Origin of the sequence: Streptomyces sp. NPDC098101, assembly GCF_044760185.1 — a bacterium.
In the GTDB taxonomy this organism is placed as follows: domain Bacteria; phylum Actinomycetota; class Actinomycetes; order Streptomycetales; family Streptomycetaceae; genus Streptomyces.
Map to the genome: position 1 here is coordinate 1,001,399 of NZ_JBIWAS010000004.1, position 6,091 is coordinate 1,007,489.

The 6,091-nt window shown below is 69.9% G+C and carries 5 protein-coding genes and 1 rRNA gene; all 6 read right to left on the reverse strand.

Going from position 1 to position 6,091, the window contains the following annotated elements; genetic code table 11:
* Positions 1–80 precede the first annotated feature (80 nt).
* Positions 81–848 (reverse strand): DUF881 domain-containing protein, encoded by a 768-nt coding sequence (locus ACIQVI_RS22840; protein ID WP_403598790.1) that lies wholly within the window; start codon positions 846–848, stop codon positions 81–83.
* A 428-nt stretch (positions 849–1,276) separates the two neighbouring features.
* Positions 1,277–1,609 carry a small basic family protein gene (locus tag ACIQVI_RS22845; protein ID WP_015032176.1) on the reverse strand — a complete coding sequence of 111 codons (333 nt, stop codon included), beginning with the start codon at positions 1,607–1,609 and terminating at the stop codon, positions 1,277–1,279.
* Positions 1,606–2,532 (reverse strand): DUF881 domain-containing protein, encoded by a 927-nt coding sequence (locus tag ACIQVI_RS22850; RefSeq protein WP_351969917.1) that lies wholly within the window; start codon positions 2,530–2,532, stop codon positions 1,606–1,608. Before ACIQVI_RS22850 ends, ACIQVI_RS22845 begins: the two co-directional genes overlap by 4 nt.
* A gap of 102 nt (positions 2,533–2,634) precedes the next feature.
* Entirely contained in the window at positions 2,635–5,130 is a 2,496-nt protein-coding gene (locus ACIQVI_RS22855; RefSeq protein ID WP_351969921.1) for a mannose-1-phosphate guanyltransferase, read from the reverse strand.
* Positions 5,131–5,246: 116 nt separating this feature from the next.
* Positions 5,247–5,855, reverse strand: coding sequence for a CDP-alcohol phosphatidyltransferase family protein (locus tag ACIQVI_RS22860; RefSeq protein WP_121831602.1), 609 nt, complete (start codon positions 5,853–5,855; stop codon positions 5,247–5,249).
* Positions 5,856–5,999: 144 nt separating this feature from the next.
* Positions 6,000–6,091, reverse strand: a 5S ribosomal RNA gene (gene rrf / locus ACIQVI_RS22865); the annotation flags it as partial.

Here is a 6,091-nt window from a genome sequence, read left to right on the forward strand (position 1 = left end):
TCCACCACGCACCACCGTTGTGATGCGCCGACCCCCCGCAAGGCCCTGCCCTTGTCGCGGGACCCCCCTCGTACGCCTCCTCACTGCGAGGACGACTGAGCGTAGTCAGGCCGCTTCGCCGGTCGCAAGGCGTCGACGACGATCTTCGCCGAGCGCTCCACCGTGGCCGTGGCCTGCTCCTTCTCGAGGGTCTGCACGACACCGCCGGGGATGTTGAGCGCGGGCTCGAGATCCTCCGGCTTGCCGATGACCTTGAAGACGTACGGAGCGGCCACTCGCGTTCCATCGATCCGCATGTCGTCACCGCTACCGGTGAAATAGCTGTCCGCCACCACCCGGACACCGTTGACCTGGATCGCCTCGGCGCCCGCCGCGCGCAGCTCCTGGATGGCGTCGAGGAGCATGTCCGACTCGACGGATCCGGCGGGGTCGCCGACGGACAGGGTGATGCCGGGGCCCTCGGCGGCGACCGTACCGGCCAGGATGCCGAGCTGCCGCTCCTTCTCCTGGGTCTGCTTGCGCGCCTCCTCGGCCTGGTCCGAGCTGGACTCCAGCTCGGAACGCTGCTTCTCCAGACGGGCCTTCTCGTCCTCCAGGCGCTGGGTGCGGTCGTCGAGTTCGTCGAGGATCCGCACCAGGTCCTCCTGGCGCGCGCCCCGCAGGGCGCTGTTGTCGCTGGTCGAGGAGACCTGGATGGCCAGGCCGAGTCCGAGGCCGAACAGCAGCAGGGCGACGATGAGTTGGGCCCTGGTCACCCTCGGCGGCCACAGCGCGGAGATCAGCCTCCGCCGTCCGCCCTGCTCGTCCCTGCCGGACGCGCTCGCGGCCGGCGGATCGGCGGCCGAGATCGTCTCGGGCTCCCGTACGCCCCCGTTCGCGTCCTCCCGCGCCGGAGGGCCGTCGGAAACGCCTTCGTGCGGGGGCTTCCGGTGCTGGTGGGGGTGGGGCTGGGCGTACGAGGGCCGCTCCTCCACTTTCCGGAGGACCCGGGTGCTCTCGTCCTCGGGCACCTCGGGCGCCGCGGGCCTCTCCGGAGCCCCGGCCCCTTCGGGGGCTTCGGGCTCCGCCGCGCGCGGCGGCTCCTGAGGACTCCGGGGAGCCTGAGGCCCCTGGGGGACCCGGGGATCCCTAGGGACCTGAGGGTTCCGGGGGCTCTGGGGACCCTGAGGGGCCTGAGGGTTCTGGGGACCCCGAGGGACCTGAGGGTTCTGGGGCCCCTGAGGGCTCTGCGGGGCCTGCGGGTTCTCGGGGTTCTGCGGGTTCTCGCTCATCGGCCTCACGCCCGGAAGACGTGGCGCCGGATGGCGGCCGCGTTGGAGAAGATCCGGATGCCGAGGACGACGACCACACCGGTCGACAGCTGCGCGCCCACGCCCAGCTTGTCGCCGAGGAAGACGATCAGCGCGGCCACGACCACGTTCGACAGGAAGGAGACCACGAAGACCTTGTCGACGAAGATCCCGTCGAGCATGGCCCGCAGCCCGCCGAAGACCGCGTCGAGGGCGGCGACCACGGCGATCGGAAGATAGGGCTCGACCACCGCCGGAACCTCGGGGCGGACCAACAGTCCGACCACCACTCCGACGATCAGGCCCAGTACGGCGATCACGATGTGCCCTTCCCTGTGTCGGCCGTGGCCCGGCCGGAGGGCGTCGCCCCGACCCCCCTCGGCTCTGCGGTACGTACGGTCAGGCTCGGCGCCGCCGGCAGGCGCACGTCGCCCTCGGCGGAGATGCTGCTCCTGATCCCGAAGTTCTCCACCAGCGCGTGCAGGTACTGCCCGTCGGCGCTGTCCTGGAACGCGGTGCTCAGCTTCTGCCCGTTCCCGATCGCGAGGACGGTGTACGGCGGCACCAGCGGCTTGTTGTCGACCAGTATGGCGTCGCCCGCGGCCCGGATCGCGGACAGCGACGTCAGCCGCTGCCCGTTGATCGCGACCGCTTCGGCGCCCGACTCCCACAGCCCGTTGACCACGCGCTGCATGTCCCGGTCGCGGACCCGGCCCGTGTCGGAGAAACCACTGCTCTCCCTCGGTCCGCCGCCACCGGTGTCGGTGTTCTTGGCGTCGTCGACCACCAGCTTCACCCCGGGGCCGTGCACCGGCGTCGCGCCCGAGAGCAGCGCCACCAGCTCGGCCTGGTCGCCGCCGTGCTCCTGGAGCGCCTGCCGCTGGCGTTCGCCGACCTCGGCCCGGATCCGCTCGATGTCCCGCTCCAGGCCGTCGGCCGCCGACGTCTCCGTCTCGATCCGGTCGATCAGATCCTGCCGTTCCTTGGCGACGACCGGCGCGGAGACCCGCGCCTCGGCCGCGCCGACGGTCACCACGGCGGCCGCGAGCAGGAGGCCGGCGGCGACCCCGAGCTTCGCCCGCAGGCTGCGGGGCAGTCCCCCGCCCTCGGCGGTCCGCCGGGCGGTCGCCTCGGCGTAGCCGTCGTCGAGCGCGTGGTCGATCACGTTGTTCAGCAGCGACATGGACGCGTCGGGTCGCGGCGGCGGTGATCCGGTGCTCCGAACGGGGGGCTGCTGCGACATGCCGCACATCGTCGCACGTCGTACGGCCTACCGCCGAATGGCCCCTCCACGCCGGTGGGGAGGCGCCCTGGGGCGCCTCCCCACCGGAACGGCCCGACCGCGTCAGTTGCCCGCGCTGTCGACCACCGCGGCCCACTCGTCGAGCAGGGCCTGCGCGGAGGTGTCGTCGGGGCCCTCCGCCCACAGATGGGTGACGGCCTCGGCGGGGTCGGGCAGCACCATCACCCAGCGCCCGTCGGCCTCGACCACCCGGACGCCGTCGGTGGTGTCGACGGAGCGGCTGCCCGCCGCCTCGACCACCTTGCGCATCACGAGCCCCTTCACGGCCCACGGGGTCGCGATGTCCCGCTTGAGGACGTGGGCCCGCGGGATCCGGGCGTCGATCTGGCTCAGCGTGAGCTGCGTCCGCGCCACGAGGCCGAGCAGCCGCACGAAGGCGGCGGTCCCGTCGAAGACGCTGCTGAACTCGGGCACGATGAACCCGCCGCGCCCGTCACCGCCGAAGATCGTCGACTCCTCACGGCCGACCCGGGTGAGGTCGTCGGGCGAGGTGGTCGTCCACTCGACCTGGGTGCCGTGGTACGCGGCGACCTGCTCGGCGATCCGCGTGGTGGTCACCGGCAGCGCGACCCGCCCGGACCGCCGCTCGGCCGCCACCAGGTCCAGCATGACCAGGAGCGCCCGGTCGTCCTCGATGATCCGGCCCCGCTCGTCCACGAGCGAGAGACGCTCGCCGACGGGGTCGAACCGCACGCCGAACGCGGCCCGCGCCGAGGCCACGATCTCCCCGAGCCGTACGAGCCCGGCCCGCCGGCTCTCGGCCGACTCCGTGGGCCTGGACTCGTCGAGCCCGGGGTTGATGGTCAGCGAGTCGACCTGGAGCCGTCCGAGCAGGCTGGGCAGGACGAGCCCGGCACTGCCGTTGGAGGCGTCCACGACGACCTTCAGCCCGGCCTCCGCGATCCCGGAGGTGTCGACGTTCCTCAGCAGCGAGCCGGTGTACGAGTCGAAGACGCTCGCCGGGAAGGAGAGGTCCCCGATCTCACCGGGGAAGGCCCTCCGGTACTCCTGGCGCGCGAACACCCGGTCGAGCTTGCGCTGCCCGCCCTGCGAGAGGTCGGCGCCGCGCTCGTCGAAGAACATGATGTCGACGGAGTCGGGCACGCCCGGCGAGGTCCGGATCATGATGCCGCCGGCGCTGCCGCGCGCGGTCTGCTGGCGCGCCACCGGCAGCGGCACGTTCTCCAGGTCCCGTACGTCGATGGCGCTGGCCTGCAGCGCCGAGATCACCGCCCGTTTCAGCGCGCGGGCGCCCCGTGAGTGGTCACGGGCCGTGGTGACGGTCGAGCCCTTCTTCAGGGTCGTGGCGTACGCGCCCGCGAGGCGGACGGCCAGCTCGGGGGTGATCTCCACGTTGAGGATGCCGGAGACCCCGCGCGCCCCGAAGAGGTGGGCCTGGCCCCGGGACTCCCAGATGACCGAGGTGTTGACGAACGCGCCGGCCTCGATCGTCTTGAACGGGTAGACCCGGACGTTGCCCTGCACGATCGATTCCTCACCGACCAGGCACTCGTCCCCGATGACGGCTCCGTCCTCGATCCGGGCGGCGCGCATGACGTCGGTGTTCTTGCCGATCACACAGCCGCGCAGATTGCTCTGCTGGCCGATGTAGACGTTGTCGTGGACGACGGCCTTGTGCAGGAAGGCACCGCTCTTGACGACCACGTTCGAGCCGACGACGGTGTGCTCGCGGATCTCGGCACCGGCCTCCACCTTGGCGTAGTCGCCGATGTAGAGCGGTCCCCGCAGCACGGCGTCGGGGTGCACCTCGGCGCCTTCCGAGACCCACACCCCGGGCGAGATCTCGAAGCCGTCGATGTCGACCTGGACCTTGCCCTCCAGGACGTCCGCCTGGGCCTTCACATAGCTCTCGTGCGTGCCGACGTCCTCCCAGTAGCCCTCGGCGACATAGCCGTAGATCGGCTTGCCCTCCTTCATGAGCTGCGGGAAGACGTCCCCCGACCAGTCGACCGACGTGTCGGCCTCGACGTAGTCGAACACCTCGGGCTCCATCACGTAGATGCCCGTGTTCACGGTGTCCGAGAAGACCTGGCCCCAGGTCGGCTTCTCCAGGAAGCGCTCGACCTTGCCCTCTTCGTCGACGATCGTGATGCCGAACTCCAGGGGGTTGGGAACCCGGGTGAGGCAGACCGTGACGAGCGCGCCCTTCTCCTTGTGGAAGGCGATGAGATCGGTGAGATCGAAATCGGTGAGCGCGTCCCCCGAGATGACGAGGAAGGCGTCGTCCTTCAGCGCTTCCTCGGCGTTCTTCACGCTTCCCGCTGTACCGAGCGGCTTCTCCTCATTGGCATAGGTGAGCTCCATCCCGAGCTCTTCGCCGTCACCGAAGTAATTCCGGACGAGAGAGGCGAGAAACTGCACGGTGACGACGGTCTCGTTGAGACCGTGCCTCTTGAGCAGTCGCAGGACGTGCTCCATGATCGGCCGGTTCACCACCGGCAGAAGAGGCTTGGGCATACTCGAGGTCATGGGGCGAAGACGGGTTCCCTCGCCACCGGCCATCACGACGGCCTTCATGTCGGAAGCGTCCTCCTTCAAGAGATGACGGTCCTGCCGACTTCGCCTGTCCGCTCAGTAGCCCGCGGACGTCCTCGTTGTTGCCGGCGACGCTGCTCGACACAGAAGGAACGGGCTCAATCGGCCTCGGTATCCGTCTTCACGAGTCGACGGACCTGGACCACGTAGAGGATCCCTGCCCACCAATACAGAGTTGTACCCCATCCGGCGAAGGCCCACCCGAAAACTTCAGCGAGTGACGAAAGCCAGCCCGTTCCGTCACTGAGAAGCAGCAACGGGAACGCGTACATGAGGTTGAAAGTCGCAGCTTTTCCGAGGAAGTTGACCTGCGGCGGCGGGTAGCCGTGTCGGCGGAGGATTCCCACCATGACGAGGAGCATGAGCTCGCGCGCCAGAAGGGCGGCGGTCAGCCAAAGCGGAAGGATCTCCCGCCAGGTGAGGCCGACGAGGGTGGACAGGATGTACAGACGGTCGGCGGCGGGATCGAGCAGCCGGCCGAGGCTGCTGATCTGGTTCCAGCGTCGGGCGAGTTTTCCGTCGAGGTAGTCGCTGACGCCGCTGAGCGCCAGGACGAGAAGCGCCCATCCGTCGCTCTTGGGACCGCCGAACTCGGGGCGGAGAATCAGCCACAGAAACAGCGGCACGCCGACGAGGCGCGCCATGCTGAGAATGTTGGGGATGGTGAGGACCCGGTCGGTCTGAACGCGAGTCTCCTGGACCTCCACCCGGGGGCCTCCTGCTGGGATGATGCCGACGTTGCCCCCTGACCCTACCTTCAGCCACCGAACCCCCGCGCACAGGGGTCTCGCCGGCCCCCGGAACGCAGGAAAGCCCCGCACCAGAAGGTGCGGGGCTTTCCCACAATGATTGTTCGGCGGTGTCCTACTCTCCCACAGGGTCCCCCCTGCAGTACCATCGGCGCTGAAAGGCTTAGCTTCCGGGTTCGGAATGTAACCGGGCG

What these genes read in the sequence shown, in the direction of transcription:
- ACIQVI_RS22850 (WP_351969917.1), bottom strand. Translation starts at nt 2,532, where the DNA reads ATGTCGCAGCAGCCCCCCGTTCGGAGCACCGGATCACCGCCGCCGCGA.
- ACIQVI_RS22855 (WP_351969921.1), bottom strand. Translation starts at nt 5,130, where the DNA reads ATGAAGGCCGTCGTGATGGCCGGTGGCGAGGGAACCCGTCTTCGCCCC.